The 16,489-nt window shown below is 32.5% G+C and carries 15 protein-coding genes; 8 read left to right on the top strand and 7 right to left on the bottom strand.

Annotated elements, in window-relative coordinates; genetic code table 11:
- Nucleotides 1–66: 66 nt before the first annotated feature.
- Nucleotides 67–1,914 carry an asparagine synthase (glutamine-hydrolyzing) gene (asnB, locus tag RAH41_RS04870; protein ID WP_331221052.1) on the bottom strand — a complete coding sequence of 616 codons (1,848 nt, stop codon included), beginning with the start codon at nt 1,912–1,914 and terminating at the stop codon, nt 67–69.
- Between the two features lie 430 nt (nt 1,915–2,344).
- Here asnB and RAH41_RS04875 point away from each other — a divergent pair, with 430 nt between their 5' ends.
- On the top strand, nt 2,345–2,908 hold the full coding sequence (locus tag RAH41_RS04875; protein WP_331221053.1) for a DUF2777 family protein: 564 nt from the start codon (nt 2,345–2,347) through the stop codon (nt 2,906–2,908).
- A 42-nt stretch (nt 2,909–2,950) separates the two neighbouring features.
- On the opposite strand, the gene RAH41_RS04880 is transcribed toward RAH41_RS04875, so the two are convergent.
- Entirely contained in the window at nt 2,951–3,325 is a 375-nt protein-coding gene (locus RAH41_RS04880; protein ID WP_331221054.1) for a DUF1516 family protein, read from the bottom strand.
- A 464-nt stretch (nt 3,326–3,789) separates the two neighbouring features.
- Here RAH41_RS04880 and RAH41_RS04885 point away from each other — a divergent pair, with 464 nt between their 5' ends.
- From RAH41_RS04885 to RAH41_RS04915, 7 genes are all read left to right on the top strand, one after another.
- Nucleotides 3,790–3,945, top strand: coding sequence for an aspartyl-phosphate phosphatase Spo0E family protein (locus RAH41_RS04885; RefSeq protein ID WP_088012099.1), 156 nt, complete (start codon nt 3,790–3,792; stop codon nt 3,943–3,945).
- Nucleotides 3,946–4,158: 213 nt separating this feature from the next.
- Nucleotides 4,159–4,380 (top strand): spore germination protein, encoded by a 222-nt coding sequence (locus RAH41_RS04890; protein ID WP_331221055.1) that lies wholly within the window; start codon nt 4,159–4,161, stop codon nt 4,378–4,380.
- Between the two features lie 13 nt (nt 4,381–4,393).
- Complete coding sequence (locus tag RAH41_RS04895) at nt 4,394–4,591, top strand: spore germination protein GerPB (protein ID WP_331221056.1); 198 nt, start codon at nt 4,394–4,396, stop codon at nt 4,589–4,591.
- 38 nt (nt 4,592–4,629) lie between these two features.
- Nucleotides 4,630–5,241, top strand: coding sequence for a spore germination protein GerPC (gene gerPC / locus RAH41_RS04900; RefSeq protein ID WP_331221057.1), 612 nt, complete (start codon nt 4,630–4,632; stop codon nt 5,239–5,241).
- Nucleotides 5,238–5,414 carry a spore gernimation protein GerPD gene (locus RAH41_RS04905; RefSeq protein WP_331221058.1) on the top strand — a complete coding sequence of 59 codons (177 nt, stop codon included), beginning with the start codon at nt 5,238–5,240 and terminating at the stop codon, nt 5,412–5,414. The genes gerPC and RAH41_RS04905 overlap by 4 nt, the downstream gene beginning before the upstream one ends.
- The gene (locus tag RAH41_RS04910) at nt 5,414–5,989 is read left to right on the top strand and encodes a spore germination protein GerPE (protein WP_331221059.1); all 576 of its coding nucleotides are present in this window, start codon (nt 5,414–5,416) and stop codon (nt 5,987–5,989) included. The genes RAH41_RS04905 and RAH41_RS04910 overlap by 1 nt, the downstream gene beginning before the upstream one ends.
- A gap of 28 nt (nt 5,990–6,017) precedes the next feature.
- Nucleotides 6,018–6,233, top strand: a complete 216-nt coding sequence (locus tag RAH41_RS04915; protein ID WP_331221060.1) for a spore germination protein — start codon at nt 6,018–6,020, stop codon at nt 6,231–6,233.
- Nucleotides 6,234–6,278: 45 nt separating this feature from the next.
- Here RAH41_RS04915 and addA read toward each other — a convergent pair whose 3' ends face one another.
- From addA to RAH41_RS04940, 5 genes are all read right to left on the bottom strand, one after another.
- Nucleotides 6,279–10,016, bottom strand: coding sequence for a helicase-exonuclease AddAB subunit AddA (gene addA / locus RAH41_RS04920; RefSeq protein WP_331221061.1), 3,738 nt, complete (start codon nt 10,014–10,016; stop codon nt 6,279–6,281).
- Nucleotides 10,009–13,515: a helicase-exonuclease AddAB subunit AddB gene (gene addB / locus RAH41_RS04925; RefSeq protein WP_331221062.1), complete on the bottom strand. Its 3,507-nt coding sequence runs from the start codon at nt 13,513–13,515 to the stop codon at nt 10,009–10,011. Before addB ends, addA begins: the two co-directional genes overlap by 8 nt.
- Nucleotides 13,516–13,644: 129 nt before the next feature.
- On the bottom strand, nt 13,645–14,196 hold the full coding sequence (gene lepB / locus RAH41_RS04930; RefSeq protein ID WP_331221063.1) for a signal peptidase I: 552 nt from the start codon (nt 14,194–14,196) through the stop codon (nt 13,645–13,647).
- Nucleotides 14,197–14,233: 37 nt separating this feature from the next.
- A complete protein-coding gene (locus RAH41_RS04935) occupies nt 14,234–14,872 on the bottom strand; it encodes a TVP38/TMEM64 family protein (RefSeq protein ID WP_331221064.1) in 639 nt (212 codons plus the stop codon).
- Between the two features lie 387 nt (nt 14,873–15,259).
- Nucleotides 15,260–16,483 (bottom strand): FAD-dependent oxidoreductase, encoded by a 1,224-nt coding sequence (locus RAH41_RS04940; protein WP_331221065.1) that lies wholly within the window; start codon nt 16,481–16,483, stop codon nt 15,260–15,262.
- Nucleotides 16,484–16,489 lie beyond the last annotated feature (6 nt).

Consider the following 16,489-nt stretch of genomic DNA (forward strand, 5'->3'; position numbering starts at 1 on the left):
CAAAGAAGTTACTGTTTAAAGTAACTTCTTTGTTTTTATTAATCGATAGTATTCACCTTACAATTTTTAAGCTTTCACATTAATATTGAATTTTTTAAACCAAACATGAATTTGATATAAATGAGCTAATAACTGAGGACCAGACATTAATTGTCCGTACCATGGAACTTGAAATGCCTTACCTTCACTTTCAACTAAACTATTTAATTGCTCTTTATCAAGAAACTCGTAAAGAGCTGAGCTTTTATCTTTTAAAGCTTCTTTTAATTTTTGAACAACTAATTTTGTATATACCGGGTTATGCGTCTTTGGATACGGGCTTTTTTTGCGGTATAAGATATCATCTGGTAATAGACCTTCAAGTGATTTTCTTAAGATACCTTTTTCGCGGTCTCCATACATTTTAAGCTCCCAAGGGATATTCCATACATATTCGACAAGTCGGTGATCAGCAAAAGGAACACGCACTTCAAGGCTCGCTCCCATACTCATCCGATCTTTTCGATCTAATAATTGCGACATAAACCATTGACGATTTAAATAAAACAATTGTCTTCTTTTAGCTTCTAATGGACTTTCACCTTCAAGGATTGGCGTTTCTTTAACAGTCTCGTTGTATCGATCTTGAACGTACTGAGCTAAATTCAGCTTCTTACTCCAATCGTCTTTTAAAAGCTTTTGACGAAGTTCTGTTGATCTCATCCAAGGAAATGCTGGTCTATTCAAGTCCTCTTCTCGGTGGAACCAAGGATATCCACCAAAAATTTCATCAGCACATTCTCCTGATAAACCTACTACAAAGTTCTGTTTAATTTTTTGACAAAACCATAATAATGAAGAATCGACATCCGCCATTCCTGGAAGATCACGACACTCTGTAGCCTCATCTAAATAGTGAACTAGTTCTTCGTTCGTAATGACACATTTTTGATGATTTGTGTTAAATGTTGAGGACATTAACTCAATCCAAGGTGCATCTGAATTTGGTTGGAATACACTTGATGTAAAATATTTATCATTTTCCTCATAATCAATTGAATAGGTGGTTAATTGTCCTTTTCCTTCTTTAGCGTAATGATTTGCAGCGATTGCAGTAATTGTACTAGAATCTACTCCACCTGATAAAAACGTACATAATGGCACATCGGAAACTAATTGTCTTACGATTGCATCTTCTACATAAAACCGTACTTTTTCAATCGTTTCATCAACTGAGTCTGTGTGTATATCGCTTTTTACATCCCAATATTTCCATATTTTAAGTCCATTTCTTGAGAATGTCATAGCATGACCACCACGGAGTTCTTTAATTCCATCAAAAACACCATTTCCAGGTGTACGAGATGGACCAAGTCCAAATACTTCTGAGAGGCCTTCTTCAGTTAATTCAGCCTTTACCCCAGGGTTTGCTAAAATTGCCTTTATTTCTGAAGCAAATAATAATCTTTTATAGTCCTCTTTATAAAATAGTGGTTTAACACCTAAACGGTCTCTTGCAATGAATAGACTTTCCTTTTCTTCATCCCAGATAGCAAAAGCAAAAATACCATTAAATTTGTCTACACATGCTTCCTTCCACTCAATATAGCTTGTAAGTAGAACTTCAGTATCTGAATGCCCTTGAAACGTGTAGCCTCTCTTTAAAAGTTCTTTTCTAATATCCTCTGTATTATACAACTCTCCATTGTAGCAAAGTGTATACGTGAAGTTCCCTTTCGATTTACGCATCGGTTGTTTTCCACCTACTGGATCAACTACAACTAATCTTTTGTGACCAAAGCTACAATGATTCGATGACCAAATATTCGTATCATCTGGACCTCGTTTAGATAATGTTTCAGCCATTTTTTTTGTCAATGAATTTACATTGGATAAATCCTTTTGAAAATCTGCCCACCCAGTTATACCGCACATGTTTTTTTCTCCTTTCTGGGCTATTTCCCTATAAAATTAAAGTTAATTCTATATCGTATTATTGTTTTTAAAAATAGGTGCGTTAATCCTCAAAAAAAGTTTGTAACGTATCATTATTTGTCCATACGTTTTTTTAATTTTTGCATAGTTATAAAATAGTTAAGTTATGTCAATAAATGAAAAAAGTAGCAGCTTAATCGAAATAAACGCAGCTATTATGATTTGTAAATACTAATACCGGTCGGAAAATAGAGTAAAGTTTTTAATCCATTTAAACAATATTCGAGAATCAAAAAAAGGTTCGAACGAAAAAAGATTCAATTAGATACTTAATTTTATGATTCAATAAAATGTCCGAATCACTACTTTTCACTTGAACCTATGTAATTAAACAATGAACAGCAGAACGCTTGTAACTGGAGGTTACTTAATGCAATTTAAGCACCGATCACAATTATTTCAAAAGCAACCTCGCGCTTTTACTATTGGAGCAATTGAAGAAATAAATGATGAATGGGTCTTTTTCGATGATGAAACTGATGAAGCATTTTTACTTGAGGATCTTATCGATGAAGATTTTGAAGTTTCTATAAACGAAGAGTGGGTTCCTGCTTCTTTAAAAAATGGTAATTTTCTTATACAATATTCCAAAAAGAAAAAATTACAAAATGGCGATATCCTTCGTATCCAAAGAAAGCTTTTATATAGCTTCGATTCACTATTGAAAAACTTGAGTGATGAATCATTTTATACTTTAGCTTACCTACTAAATACGCATAGTTTTTCCCTATACGATTGCTTGTACTGTCACAACTTCCTTTCATTTCAACCTGAAGGTTCACCTTCAGAAGGTGTAAATTTCATCGTATTTGATAATGGAGAACTTGTTTGTTCAGTATATCACCAATTTAGAATTACATCTGAAGAACAGAACCATCGATTTGAACTTACGAAAGCAACAGGTAACCGCTACCTATTAACTCAACTTTCATAAAATACAAAAAACTGTCACAGGAAATTTGTGACAGTTTTTTTATTAAGCAAAGAAGTGAAAACCTTGTGGTAATCTAAATCCTAAATATAATAAAGCTAAAATAAATACGGTAAAAATAGTTGCAGGAACAACCATTTTACGATGTTTCTTAGAAGAAACTGTGAAATATTCAAACACACCTAACATAAGAATACCAAGTGTCATTTTTATGTTATAAAGCATCATCATATTAGACGGCATATTTTCTTTATTTGAAATATGAATAAATAAATACAGTCCAGTTCCTAAAATAACGAAGTATAAAAGACGTAAAATCATATGAGCAACTTTTACATTCCAACCATTTTTGTATCCGTGCCCAACAATTAAAGCTAAAATTATAGCGATTACCCACGATGTAATATGTAAGTGAATCATTTCATTTCCTCCCAAATATATATTCTAAATAATCATAACATAAGTGCTTGAATAAGGAAAAATGTAGATGAAATGGAAATGGAAAAGATTTTAAAAAATTCACAAATTGGTCAAAATATAAGCTATGAATTTATACCTATTAACCGCCATAGAAAGCATGACATACTAATCATTTTTAAAATTCATAAATTATATTAATCTAGGATTGTAATCTACTGTCGAAAATAAATTCAATATCATCTATAGCTCCTTACAATTCGACACTCTGTATAGTTTATCCTACAAAAACCTTTCAATTTCCACTTCTACAAGATGGAATGCAGATGAATCTTGTAGTATTTTGTAAATTTTACACTTCTTTTAGCGAATGTCTTCTCATATGAAAATGATTTTGTATAATAGCATTACATACATCGTGAGACCTAGACATAATTCCCTATTCTTGAACAAAGTTGGTGACTAAATTGCTGCTTCATGTTATAGAGAAAAAACGGGCCCGAATGGTATATTATGCGGGACGATATGGCTTTACGAACAAGAAAACAGTTTTATGTAGCCAGGAATTGGACAGGCTAATGAATATGATCTCGACCTTTACCTCTTCTAAAAGGAGAGCCTAATAGCTAGCTTGCGATTAGTTTATTCTAATTGCAGCTAGTATTTTTTTTGCATTTCTAACGCCTATATAATAGGATATCTCCGCTTTCCCTTTTTCTTCCCTTCCAGGTATCCCAAATCTTAAAAGTAAAGATGTCATTAAATAGTTTGCAATCACGTTTTAGGTTAAATGGCCATATAATACATAATCATAAAAGAACAAAGGGTGTACAGTCATGCCTTCTTATGTTGGAGTAATTAATATTATCAGTATCGGTAGCAGCGCTGTAGTTAACGTGGGTGACGCATATAATATCACACCTAAAAGTAGTGCTCAAACGTATGCCGGCGCTGGCTCGTTTAATACAGGTGATCATGTAACTGTTTATAACAATAAAAGTATCTCGAACGTATATGATCAAGATCAAGTTGATCAACCAATGATTGGCAACATGTAAAGGAGGGTGTCGTTTGAATATATATATACATCAAACAATTATTATTAATCAACTAAAAACCGGCGGGATTGTAAACTCATCTGTTTTTCAAATTGGTACAACAGGTAATATAAATGCAAGAACGATAACAAATAATACTGGAGATTATTTAGAACCAGCACCACCAATTACTGAACCAGGTCAAATTGTTCAAACTTCGCAAGAGACATAAAAATTATTCCTGTAGCAAATTGAAAGCGAGGGAATTCTATGAATCAACTAGAATTAAGACAGACTCAAATTGAGCAAATACTATATGAACAATCCCAAATAATTGAACAATTAAAAGCTAAAGTAGTTCAGCTTGAGGCTACTGTTCTTGAACTTTCTCAAAGACCTGAGACAAAAATTGATAAAATTGAATATAAATTTGACCAATTAAAAGTTGAAAATTTAAATGGTACGTTAACAATTGGACTGAATCCTCTTCAAGCTCCAACTTTCGATGATTTAACAGTTGAAAATCAGCAAATTGATATTAAACCTGACAATAATTTGAAAGCCTTGAAAACATATATAGAAGATAGAATTCATTTCCATTTAAAAGAAGAGGCACTAGAAACAATCCTTCAATTAGAAGCAGAACTCAGGGTTTCAGTAGATGAGTATTATCGTCAAATGATGATCGATGATATTCGAAATCAAATGGATATTCGAATACCTTATTATATCGACCTATACAAAAATAAACCTGACTTTAATGAAAATCCGCTCCGTTATTCTGAAGAAGTTGTTTTACACATGTTAAATGATATTCGAACGGCGTATAGTGCGTTTTTACAAAACTTACCACATAATATCAGAAAGGAGAATAAGGGATGAATTTAAATGTAACAAACTGTAATTTACAAGTAGAAGAAATAAAATTTACTGCGATTTCTTCATCTTCATTATTTTTAATTGGAGACGCTCATAATATTTCACTATCATCTATATTTGACACGCCACCAGAATCGTTAATTATAGGACCATTTGTACCTTTATCCGTAAGTTAATGTTTAAAATTGATCCAAGATTTCGTTTAGCCGCAGTAGAATCTTATAATGTTAATACCGTATTATTTTCAAGCATCCTTCAATTCGGAGACGCATTTTCAATTAACGCAGAATCAAATGCTCTTGCTTTGCAAGAAGAGGGAAATATATTAGCAGATCCAAACAAAGATGTTTTTGAAATTTATCCTATCTACAAAGTAATTCCTAAGCATATTCCATATGTTCCTGCTGTGAATTTAAATCGGGTAAATCTTAATCCTACAATCCAAGTTGGTTTAATTAATTATATGGGTATCAGTTCAGCGAGTGCTTCTGTTATTGGGTCGGTTCATAGTGCTTCAATGTTGTCACGTGTTCATCAAATACGACATTTCACATCACCGGTTACTATACACTATCAAACCCCTGGTCACCATGAACAACCTACTTTTGCTCAGTTAATACAACCAACAACTACAACATCGACGCAACTATTTCCTGCACAACCTGTAATACCGATTCCTCCAGTTGTACCAGTACAACCAGCAATACCAACCGTTCCAGCACGAAAAACTGAACCAACAGAAAATCAATAATAAACCATTTAAGAAAGGAGAAATAAAAATGCCAACATTTCTAGGTGCAGTCGTTATCCAACTCAATCAAGGAAATCTAAATACAGGAGATCTTAATAATATCTCACCAAAAACTCAAACAAAAGCATATTATGGCTCAGGTTCAGGAAATACAGGATTTCTAACACCAACAGTAAATGGTGCTAGTGCCACTAATACACTTGATGCCGATTTAGCAGATCAAAACGAAGTCGCAACACTATGAATTGAAATTTCAAAAAGAAAAGCGATGCAAATGCATCGCTTTTTCCTATAACTCTACAATATGGCCACCATCGAAAAAGTAGAGATACTTAGCTTTAACCTGTTTATCCATACCCGCTTCAATTGCTTTTGAATAAAGATCGAGTTGAACACCATATCTTCTAATTGCTTCTTGTTTCAGAGCATCACTTGTTGCAAATGCACCAGTTCGATCGGTTTTATAATCAATTAATATAACCTCGTCTCCTTCAATTAAAAGTAAGTCAATGATCCCTTGGATTAATACAATTTCCTCTTCATCTTCCCAATCCTTATAAATTTCATTTGTTGAAACACCATAACTAAATGGTACTTCGCGCAGATTTTGATTGGAGTTTATCACTAATTGACCAAGCTGTGATTGACAGAATTCAAAAATCTCTAAGCTATTAACCGCTTCCCCTTGCTCTTTTGTAATTAATTCTTTTAAAACCATACTATTTATCTGATTTATGATGTCTTCATGAGATGAAACAAATTGATAATCCAAATTTTGCATAACAGCATGGGTAGCAGTACCTTTTTCAGCTGAGTTCATTTTTTGTTCTGACATAAATTTCGGTCTTTCTAGTGGAAAATCTTTTGTTTTAGTCGCTGTAAAACGTTGACGATATGGATCTTCCTCTTGCATTTTTCTTTTTAATTCTGTAACAGATTGTTTAGGTCGATATAGCGTTGATTGTCTATGATGGTATTGCCAGTTTAATTGATTCTCTAGTTTTTCGTGAAGCTCATCATTGTTAATTTGAATCGGTTCCTTTGCCGAGAAAGCTTGAAATACTTCGACTTTATTATTTTCTACTTCGTAAGCTTCCAATGATTGAATGGTAGAAGCATCTACAATTGAATAATTCCAGCGACATGGGTAAAACTGAATTTCATTATCTGTATGCCACAAATCATCTTCAAGTCTAATTGCATTACTAGAATCGTGACGAATGATTGAAGGACCAATCCAATCAAGATAACTTTTAGCACCACTAATAATGTTTAATGGTAGTAGCCACTCTTTATGGTTCTCAACTTCCTTCCAACTTTCAATCATTTTTTGTGCATCATTTACTTTACCTACTAAAATAAGCTTTTCTCTTGCACGAGTTAATGCAACATATAAAATTCGTAACTCCTCAGAAATTAACTCTTCTTGTTCCTTTCGTTTAATTGTTTCCTTCAAAAGAGTTGAATTAGTCGTACGATACGCAGGATGTACAAAATTCATACCTAGACCTAATTCCTTTTGTAAAATGAATTTAGCCCTTAAATCCTGCATATTAAATTGCTTAGATGTATTCACGACAAACACGACAGGAAACTCTAATCCTTTACTTTTATGGATTGTCATCATTTGAACAACATTTTCTTGATCACTTAAAATACGAACCTCATCTAGCTTTTCATCTCTTTCTTGCATACGATCTAAAAATCTTAAAAATTGAAATAGACTTCTATAATTTGATTCTTCTAATGCTTTAGCACGATCAAATATCGTAATTAAATTTGCTTGTCTTTGTTTACCACCTGGTAACCCTCCGACAAAGTCATAGTAAGTAGATTCCTTTAATACCTTCCAAATAAAGATTGAAAGTGTCTCCCTTTTAACGAGTCGTTTCCATTCTTTTATTTGTTTAAAGAAATTTACTAATTTAATTGAAAGCTCTTTATGTTGATTTTCATAATTATTTAGATAATCTTGACAGGCATCGTAAAAGGATCCATTTTTATGATTTAGTCTAATCATCGTTAATTCCGGTTCTGAAAGTCCAACAATTGGAGAACGTAGGACAGATGCAAGCGGAATATCTTGAATCGTATTATCAATTAGCTTTAATAAATTTAAAAAGACGGCCACTTCAATTGTTTGAAATAAGTCCTTTGATTTCTCAGCATAAAGCGGTATACCTAACGCTTTGCATTCTTCGATATACAAATCGGCGTTTGATAGTGAACGGCCTAAAATAGCTATATCATTATATTTTACTGGCCTCATTTCTCCAGTCTTTTCCGTTACTAAATATTCACTTTCAACTAAATCCTTTATTCTTCTTGCTACGTACCTTGCCTCAATTTGTTCAAGCTTTTCTTCAAAAAGATCATCATCTTCTTGTTCACTGTATTCAGGCTCATTATCTTCCTCATCCGAATTCGTTAATAAGATTAATTCAGCAGCGGAATCTGCGTATTCAGGATAGCTAGCACCTAGCTTTAGCATCGCATCTTCATCATACTCAATTCCACCAATTTCTCTTCCCATGATTTGTTGAAAAATAAAATTGGTTGCATCTAATACTTCCGCTCTACTTCTAAAGTTTTTAGATAGATCAATTCTTAAACCAGTTCTTTCATTTTTCTCTTTTTCATATAAATTGTATTTATTTATAAATAGCTGTGGTTCTGCTAATCGAAAACGATAGATAGATTGCTTAACATCTCCAACCATAAAAAGATTACCTGAAGCTCCGGTGCCCTTTGTGATTAATCTTAAAATCGATTCTTGTACATAGTTCGTATCTTGGTATTCATCAACTAACACTTCGTTAAATTTTTCTTGGTAAACTCTTGCAACCGAAGAAGGTATTAATTCTTTTTCGTCTTTTTCCTTTAAAATTTCAAGTGCATAGTGCTCTAAATCATTAAAATCTAAAATTCCATTTTCTAATTTTGCTTCTTTAAATAACACGATAAAACGATTAACAAGTTCAATTAACTTTTCAACTAGAGGCTTTAATTCACTTATTTGTCTTAATTGAATGTCAATACTTCGGCTAAAATACTTATCTCTTATATTATCAATCTTCTTTTTAACATCTTTTCGGAAATTCGCTACTAATTCCTTTTTCTGTTGATCTCCCTCTGTCTTTTTAATAGTGGGCAATCGATTAAATACTATTTTTTGAAGACCAACATTAATTTCTTCCCATGATTTTTCTGAAGCATGAAATAAACATTCTAAATTACCATACTCCTCTTTAAACACATCAGCATACTTAATTGGGCCATCAGGACTTTCTATTATGTCCAATGCTTGTTTATAAGTGTTTATACAAGCAATCAGATCATCTTGAATAAATTTCTTAAGTTCCTGAATAAAAGGGATCTCATCAACTGGTTTACCATCTACATTATATTGATGAATAAATGCATTTAAAAACTCACTTGGGTTTGGGTTAGAAATTGCATGTCGATATAGCTTTAATATTAATTTTGGTAAATCATTATCATCTCGATCACTAGTATATCGATCAACTAAATCAAAGAAGACTAAATTAGATTCATCACTGTATTCTGACTCCATCAACTCTTCTAACACTTCATCCATCAGTAATTGAATCTCAATTTCTTCAGCAGTACGGAAGTTTGGATCTAATTCTACCATATAGTAATTTGATCGAATGACTTCAGTACAAAAAGAGTGAATAGTTGAGATTGAAGCTTTATTTAACAAAGAAGCTTGTTTCCTTAAATGATCAGATTCAGGATGATTTACAAGTTGTTTCTCTAATGCAATCCCGATCCTTTCTTTCATTTCCTGGGCACTTGCTTTTGTAAAAGTAACAACAAGTAATTCATCAACATTTATTGGATTTTCATCACGAATGATTTTTTGAATAATCCGTTCAACAAGAACAGCCGTCTTTCCAGAACCAGCAGCAGCAGCTACAAGAATATCGGACCCTTCGAAATCAATCGCTTTTTGCTGATCAACTGTCCATGTTGTTTTACTTGCGTTATTTTCTTCTTTACTCATCTTTATTCACCACCTCGATCATTTTTTGTAATGCTTCATTATCTTCTAAAGGAGGTAGAACACGATATTCATTTCCTTTTACATTCGCATCAAATTGACATACTGATTGGTACGAGCAATATGTACATGGTATTTTATCCTTTTGCTGATATGGATTTGCTTCTACATAACCGCTGTATATTTGCTGACCAGCTTCAGTAAATTTTTGCTTTATAAAATTGGTCATCATTGGGTATTGTTCAGGTTTTACCGTTTTTGAATATTTTGCCATGTACTCTCCGGTTTTTTTAAGCCTAATTGGCACAATTTTTGAAGAGCTCCCGTCTTGAATTAATGCTTCATCCATTAACGAATTACTTTCACGATCTTCTAAAAGTAATCCATTCATTTTAAACTTTTTAAAGATTTCATCCTGAATTTCATCGAGTTCGATATTATTTTTAACTTTAACAATCGGATTTTGAACATGAAAATAAAGAATACCAGCCGGGTCCGCATGTTTACCAAGTAATGTTGTTGAATTCGCTACAGCTATATCTAAATATGTTAGTAACTGTAAAGCAAGCCCATAGTAAACATCTGATAATTTTAATTCCTTTTTCGTTGATTTATAATCCAAAATTCGTAAGTAATCGCCTTTTTCACTTGTTGCTTTATCAATTCTGTCAATTCGGCCATTTAATACCATTCTTCTCTTCCCATCAATCGGAAGTTCATAAGAATTTAACTTTTTACCCATACCAAATGGTACTTCTAAAGCAATTGGGACAAATTTTCCTGCATGCTCTTGTTGACTTAAAATTGAGGATACTTTTGCAATAACATCCTTCATTTTTTTCTTTAAAAACATATAACGATTCGTACTTAACAAAATCTCACGTTGAAACTTTGGAGAAATTTCATCTACTACTTTTGCTGCTAATTCATCACATTCTGAATTCGTTAAACTACTCCAGCTTTTTCCTGCTTGTAATAAATTTTCTCCAATAATTGTTAAAGCGCTATGGAATAACTGACCCATATCAAATGATTCAAACTTATAAACTTCACGTTCTTGAAGCTTAAGACCATAACGTGCAAAATGGGCATAAGCGCATTGATGGAAAAGCTCGATTCGAGATACTGATCCACTCAATTCTTCCCCATATAATTCTGTACTTAAATCTTCTCCAAGATCTTTCGCGACATTATTATACATTACACTACTTATTACTTTATACAGCTTATCTTTTGAATCAGAATTTTCTCGTAAGACATTATAAAGCGTCCACCATAATTCCATATTCGTTTTTGTCTCTCTAGTCGACCAAACTTGAAGCTGAGATACTAAATTCGTTAATGCTGTACCATAATTTGTAATAGATGTTAGCTGTTCTTCTATGGAACTAAATGATAAGTCTCCACTTTCAAATCGTTGATGTATATTTGGAAAAATCGATTTAATCCTTTGAATGAGACTTGATGGGGCAAGAGCTTTCCCATCATCACTTGCTAACGGATAACAAATAATTAACTCATGACTTGCTCGATTCATTCCAGTATAGATATTAAAATTTTCTACAAATAATTGATGCTTACTTGTTGGTGCTACTTCCACACCAAATGATTGTAAAAACTCTCGGGCCGTATCCCCTAATAGTCCGTCTTCATTAGCCTTCCTTGGAATAACCCCTTCATTTACACCAATGATATAAGCACACTTTACATTTTGTAATCTTGAATGATCAAAATCAGCTATGTTTACTTGATCTAACGACGCAGGAACATTCGCAAATTGAAGTGATTGAAAACCTGTTTGAAGAATTTCAAAAAATGTTTTACGTGACAGTTTTTCTTCTCCAATTAATTCAACGCATTCATCTAAAAGTTGAATAAACCCTTTCCAAACTTGCTCATGATCTTTACTTTCAATTAAGCTGGATCGATTTTCAGCATCATCCTTTAAACGTTGAAGCTTCCTTGATATATCTAGTGATTCAACATATTCATACAATGCTACACACATTTCTCTCGCATTTTTTGCTTGCTTTAGATTGCTTTGAAAGGTAAGAATTGGCTTTACTAATAAATCTCTTACTGAATTGATTAGTGCCTCGAATTCTAACTCTTCATTTGTTATTCCTATATCAATACCTTCAGTTGAGCGATACTTTCGATACTTCCATGGCTCTTCAATCGTCCACCTTTTTCCTTGCTTACCGTACGCGATGCAATAATTCTCAAATAACTCGAGCTGTTCACGATTCTTTTCATGATTACTTTCGAATGGATATACTAATTCTGTTTTATACGCATTGAAAACTGATTCATATCTCCAATTTTTTTGAATGATATCGAAAGTAGCTTGTAAAAACGTAAATAATGGATGCGTTAGCATTGAACGCTTTTCTTCTATGAAAATGGGTATTTGGTACGCATGAAAAATAGTGGAAATCAAATGTGAATATGAATCTCCATTTCTTAAGAAAATGGCTATATCACGATATCGGTATCCTTGATCACGTACCTTATTCATAATATCTTTCGCAATTCCATTTACTTCTGCTCGACGATTAGATGCCGACATAATCTTAATTCCATTTGATTCAAACGAAGGCTTAACTGGTCTGTTATCAAAATTCGTTTCGAAATACTTCAAATCATTGGATTGAGTTCTAACATTATGATGACAAATAACCGGTTGATTTATTGTTTGCTTTGTATTTAAAGCAATCTCTTTAATTTGTTGATATAGAAGCGCTGGTTTATAAAATAAATTTAATTCATGTGGTAAAAAATCATCATATTGCCTGTCGATTGTTAAAGAGAAATTTACCTCACTACAATATCTCATTAGCTCCTCAACTACGTTTCGCTCTTGAGGTGCCAAGTCATAATATCCATCAATATAAATAATACTGTCTTTTATATAATCACTTTTAGGTAATTCTTGAATCAACAAATTTAAATAGTCTTCTGAATCAAGATACTTATCTTTCATATATGTATTAAAAGCATCAAACACTATTTGAATATCATTTATCTTTTGTTGAATAAAGACATGATCCTTTGATGTATCTTGCTCCATTTGTAAAATAACGGAAGATAGGTCATCTGATGAAACTTGAAAACCTTTAAACTCAGCAATAAGACCCGTTAGTTCCTTATAAAATCCTTGTCGATCAGCAACGTGATGAAAAACTTTCAATTCTTCTTTCTTTTCCTCTATAATCTTTCGAAGAATCATAGAAATTCCAATTTCACCAATATGAATCCGACTGATTCCACCTGTTTCTTGTAAAACCTTCCAAGCTAATCGAGTAAAACTAAAAACTTGGGAATTAATAATTGCTTTTTTTTCCTGCCTTTTAACAAGTTCGTATTCCATCTGAAATGTCATTTGGTCAGGTACAATAAAGATGATATTTTTTGTTTCATTCTTTAATCGATTCGTAATTTCATTTAAAATATGATGCGTTTTTCCACTTCCTGCACGTCCTAATATAAATTGAAACGACAAAAAAATCCCTCCTTAATGTATTAGAATAATGGGTTTTTGGCTAAAAAATGTTCTGTTTTAGTTTCTTAGCATGGGCTCGTTTTATAATACTTTACTGTTTAATTAATAAGAAAAGCCCCCATAAGGAGCTTATTTGTTAAAATTCGTATTCAAACTTGATAGTGGCCAATAAAGTAGGTCGACCTTACCTACAATTTTATCAATTTTTACAAATCCAAACAAACGACTGTCATAGCTTTTTGGTCGATTGTCCCCTTCAACAAAAACATAGCCTGGTGGAACTTTCGTCTTACCTGTAACTTCGTTTAAATTAAAATCAGCGGTAAAAGGTGTTCCTTTTAAAGAACTCTTGTAATCATTTAAATATGGTTCATTCCATTTTTTATTGTTAATATAAAGCTGATCATCTTTATATTCAATTGAATCTCCAGGTAAACCAATAACACGTTTAACATAATCTTCTTTCTTATTTGCATGAAATACAATTACGTCAAATCTGTTAATATCACCAATTTCATATCCAAATTTATTTATAACTAGTAAGTTTCCATCCTTTAATGTTGGCATCATAGATTCTCCATCTACTACATATGTAGAAAATAAGAACGTTCTTACTATAAATGCAATTGCAATCCCAATAATGATCGCTTTTCCCCAGTCAAATACTTCTTTTCTTAGCATAAAGTCGCTTTCTCCTTCCCTGAGTCATAATGCTTTATTACTCATCAGATGATTGAGACGCACTCTTTTTCTCTGTTGTTTTTTCTTTGATGTCCATACGTTTCTCAATCACTTTTCCAACAATCCATAATACGAATATAAAAATTCCTATGTACAATGCTTTAATCGGTTTTTGGAACACTGAAGTTAAATCTTTCCCTAAATAACTAATCATCGCGATCATAGTAAACTTTCCAAGTACTAATGCGATTAGAAATTGCGATATTTTAATACGTGACAAACCAGCTACGATATTTATTAAAAAAGATGGTGAAAACGGAAATGCAAACATAATAAAAATTGGACCAAATCCCCTTTTTTCAATCCACCCTATTGATGATTCTACTTTCTTATGCTTACTAACAAATGAAAAAAATCGTTTCTGACCAAATTTTCTAACAACATAGAATAGTAAAATGGAACCTAAACAAGAACCAATCCATGAATATAAAAAACCTAATAAAGGACCAAATGCTGCTGCATTAGCAAATACAAAAATAACTAAAGGTAATACTGGACAAATTGCTTCAATAAAAGGGATTGATATTCCAACTAATGGACCATAATCTTTGTATTGTTGAATGAGATGTAAAAAATGTTCTTCTGTAAAAAAAGCCTTTAAGTCAAAAACGTTCATTTAAATATGAATCTCTCCTTAAGCCGTATTTCTAAATAGATATCCTTACTGTTAACATTATCACATATAACTATTTATTCAATAATAATAAATGATTCTAACTAGTATTTTTTGTAATAATTTGACTGATTATCTTTTAATTTTTTTTTACTAATTTATTCCTAATGATGCTTAATTTAATTCTAATAAACGATCTTTGTATAAATAAAAAAACTACTTCACAAAATGGAAAAGTAGTTTTTTCATGTATTTTAAATTGACTAAGTAACATCATATTGATTTCCACTACAGGATACTCGGTACGTCTGCTTGGGTCTCATAAAGTTATCACCTTTAAAGTTTAACAGAGCCTATATATTAAATTGAATTAATTGGAAGATTAAAAAATCAATTGTTTAGTAAAGGTCGCTCTTGCAAGTATAGAGCTAAATCTGGACAGTTCCCTTCAACAATTTCATTTGCAATAAGCTTTGACAGCAGCTGGCTGTAAACTGTCCCGTTATCACCAAAAGCAAATAGGAAATAACTATTTGGAAATGCTTCATATTTTCCGATTATCGGAATGCCATCGATTGTGCCTCCATAAAATGCAGCTAAATAATATTCTGGCTCTACTTGAATAGTTGGAAACATTTTATTAAACTCTTCAATTAGTTTCTTCTTTTTGTGAATCAGTTTACTATCACGATCTTCAGAGTACGAAGTATTATCATCAAGTCCACCTATGATGATCCGGTTATCTTTAGTAGTACGCATAAATAAATAGGGACGAGCGGTTTCCCAAATGAGTGTTTTATTATACCATTCGGATAGATCTTGGACTGGATGTGTAGTTACCGTATATGTACTTACAAAAGAAGCTTTTTTCTCCTTTTTAATCTCTATTCCTTCATAACCTGCTGCAAAAATAATGTATCTTGCTTTGATAGAATGACCATTCTTTGTAGAAACAACCATCTTACCTTGTTCTTTATCATAATGGCGACCGTTCATTTCCGTATGTTCAAATATACGGATTCCTTTGCTTTTTGCGTACTCTAAAAGAGCATGGGTGTATCTGAAAGGATTAATTTCTGCATCATTGTATGAATAAATAGCGGCATCCCTGCTAAAAGGATATTTTTCTTCAATATCTTCCTTTGTTAAAAAAGTAAGTTCACAGTTCTGCTGTTTTAGGAATTCATATTCCTTCTTAAGTCTTTCAACATCTTCTAAACAGCTTGCGGAATAGAGAGTATCTCTTCTGTTGAACTCACAATCAACGCGAACTTTCTTTGAAGCTACCTCAATATCATTTATAGCTTCTTTTAGTAGTTGTAAATGCCTTTGGATGTAACCCTCTCCAAAGGTGTTAATCAAATCTGTAAACATTTTTTCACCAGAATATTGAAGGAGTGCCGTATTCGTACTAGTACTCCCACTGCCTATGGTTGATTTTTCAATTACAGCCACATCTAAATTAGAATCTGAAAGATAATATGCACATTGTGCCCCTGAGCTTCCACCCCCAATGATTAATACATCACAAGATAGGTCTTCTTCCAATTTTGGATATGATGGAGCATCAGGAAAAGTAGTAGGCCAATAATAGGTTCCAGAGTGTAAATTCATCTATAT

Origin of the sequence: Gottfriedia acidiceleris (assembly GCF_036421055.1) — a bacterium.
GTDB lineage: Bacteria > Bacillota > Bacilli > Bacillales > Bacillaceae_G > Gottfriedia > Gottfriedia acidiceleris_C.

Coding starts and splice junctions, on each gene's coding strand:
- asnB (WP_331221052.1), bottom strand. CDS start 1,914: ATGTGCGGTATAACTGGGTGGGCAGATTTTCAAAAGGATTTATCCAAT.
- RAH41_RS04875 (WP_331221053.1), top strand. CDS start 2,345: ATGCAATTTAAGCACCGATCACAATTATTTCAAAAGCAACCTCGCGCT.
- RAH41_RS04880 (WP_331221054.1), bottom strand. CDS start 3,325: ATGATTCACTTACATATTACATCGTGGGTAATCGCTATAATTTTAGCT.
- RAH41_RS04890 (WP_331221055.1), top strand. CDS start 4,159: ATGCCTTCTTATGTTGGAGTAATTAATATTATCAGTATCGGTAGCAGC.
- gerPC (WP_331221057.1), top strand. CDS start 4,630: ATGAATCAACTAGAATTAAGACAGACTCAAATTGAGCAAATACTATAT.
- RAH41_RS04905 (WP_331221058.1), top strand. CDS start 5,238: ATGAATTTAAATGTAACAAACTGTAATTTACAAGTAGAAGAAATAAAA.
- RAH41_RS04910 (WP_331221059.1), top strand. CDS start 5,414: ATGTTTAAAATTGATCCAAGATTTCGTTTAGCCGCAGTAGAATCTTAT.
- RAH41_RS04915 (WP_331221060.1), top strand. CDS start 6,018: ATGCCAACATTTCTAGGTGCAGTCGTTATCCAACTCAATCAAGGAAAT.
- addA (WP_331221061.1), bottom strand. CDS start 10,016: ATGAGTAAAGAAGAAAATAACGCAAGTAAAACAACATGGACAGTTGAT.
- lepB (WP_331221063.1), bottom strand. CDS start 14,196: ATGCTAAGAAAAGAAGTATTTGACTGGGGAAAAGCGATCATTATTGGG.
- RAH41_RS04935 (WP_331221064.1), bottom strand. CDS start 14,872: ATGAACGTTTTTGACTTAAAGGCTTTTTTTACAGAAGAACATTTTTTA.
- RAH41_RS04940 (WP_331221065.1), bottom strand. CDS start 16,483: ATGAATTTACACTCTGGAACCTATTATTGGCCTACTACTTTTCCTGAT.